Genomic DNA, 1,554 nt, shown 5'->3' with positions numbered 1-1,554 from the left:
TTGCCCGTCAAGGCGGTGGCGCGCCACGTGCCGCCAGCAGCGCCGGCCGGCAAACAGCGCGCGGGCGAGGATGAATGGGAAGAGTTTTAGGCCTGCGACAGCTGTCGCAAATACGACTTGCATGTATGTGACTGTTGTCGCATAATTGTGTCAACAGTCATTAAGGGAGTCGCCATGAGCACGCCGTCCGTCACCGAATTGAGCTTGTTGAAAGCCTTGTGGAAGGAGCAGCCGCTGTCCGCGCGCGAGCTGCATGCCCGCGTGGAGGAAGAGCTGGGCTGGTCGTTTTCCTCCACGCGCAAGACCGTCGAGCGCATGCTGGACAAGGGCATGCTGCTGCAGCGCAGCGTACACGGCGTGCTCGTGTATGAAGCCCATGTGGACAAGGTGGCGACCTTGGCCGCGTTCGCCCACGACTTTGGCCGCCGCGTGATGGAAATCGACAGTCCCTTGCCGGTCACTATGTTTACGGGCAGCAAGCTGGTGGACCAGCAGGAACTGGCGGCGCTGGAGCAGCTGCTGCACGACTGGCCCGCCGACGCGAAGGAATAAGCGATGACCCTGTTCGCCCTGACCGTGTTGCAGGCAACAGTGGCCTGTCTGTTTGCCAGCTTGTTGCTGCGCTGTTTGCTGCCGCTGGCGCAACGCCGCTGGCCCGCGCTGTCGGCCCAGCGCAGCGCGTGGCTGGCGCCCCTGCTGGTGCTGGCCGCCGTGTTCCTGCTGCCGCTCTTGCCGCACGGCCAGCAGATCAGTGTGGTGCCCGAGATCAGCCTGGCCGCCGCTGTGCCGGCCGCAGCCGACGCAATATTGCCGCTGGCCGCGTCCGCGTCCCTCACTGCAGCCATCCCTGAGCTGATGCCTGCGCCGCCGGTGGAAGCGCCATCGGCCGCGGCCTGGCTGGGCATGCTGGCCACCGTCTGGCTGGGCATATATCTGCTGGGCCTGGCCATGCTGGCGTGGCGCCGCTGGCGCGGCCGCCACACCTTGCGCGCCTTGCTGCAGGCGGCGCGGCCGCTGGCGACGGCGGACCTGGCCGCGCATGGCGCGTTTGCCCCGGCGCAGCTGTGCCAGTTGCAAGCCCAGCGCATCGCCGTGCTGGAAATCGACGCGCCGATATCGGCCATGCTGCTCGGCGTGTGGCGGCCCCGTTTGCTGCTGCCTGCACATCTGCGCCACTTCACGCCCGGGCAGCAGCAACTGGTCATCGAACACGAGCTGACGCATGCGCGCCGCCGTGATCCCGTGCTGCAGCTGCTGGCCAGCGGCGTACAGCTGCTGCTGTGGTTCAACCCGGCGGCCGGCTGGCTGGCAGGCAAACTGGCCTGGGCGCAGGAACTGGGCTGCGACAGCCACGTGCTGGCTGGCCGGCCCCAGCAGCAGCGGCGCGACTATGCGGCCGCGCTGGTGCGCCAGCTGGGCTTGCAGACGCGCTTTCCTGCCGGCCTGGCGTTTGGCGGCCAGCCAAACAGCATGCTCGAGCGCGTGGCCCGCATGCGCGACAGCGGCCCCGGCAGCATGCACTGGCGCGCCCGGCTGGGCATGGGCCTGGCCCTG

The 1,554-nt window shown here is 68.3% G+C and carries 2 protein-coding genes; both read left to right on the top strand.

Annotated features, from left to right (window positions below):
- Positions 1 to 174 precede the first annotated feature (174 nt).
- Complete coding sequence (locus tag JaAD80_RS28875) at positions 175 to 552, top strand: BlaI/MecI/CopY family transcriptional regulator (RefSeq protein WP_102299619.1); 378 nt, start codon at positions 175 to 177, stop codon at positions 550 to 552.
- A 3-nt stretch (positions 553 to 555) separates the two neighbouring features.
- A partial coding sequence (locus JaAD80_RS28870) for a M56 family metallopeptidase (protein WP_146012605.1) occupies positions 556 to 1,554 on the top strand: 999 nt, incomplete at its 3' end.

It is taken from the genome of Janthinobacterium sp. AD80 (assembly GCF_002878455.1).
Taxonomy (GTDB): domain Bacteria; phylum Pseudomonadota; class Gammaproteobacteria; order Burkholderiales; family Burkholderiaceae_D; genus Janthinobacterium.
This window is presented reverse-complemented; position numbering and strand designations above follow the sequence as displayed.

Coding starts and splice junctions, on each gene's coding strand:
- JaAD80_RS28875 (WP_102299619.1), top strand. CDS start 175: ATGAGCACGCCGTCCGTCACCGAATTGAGCTTGTTGAAAGCCTTGTGG.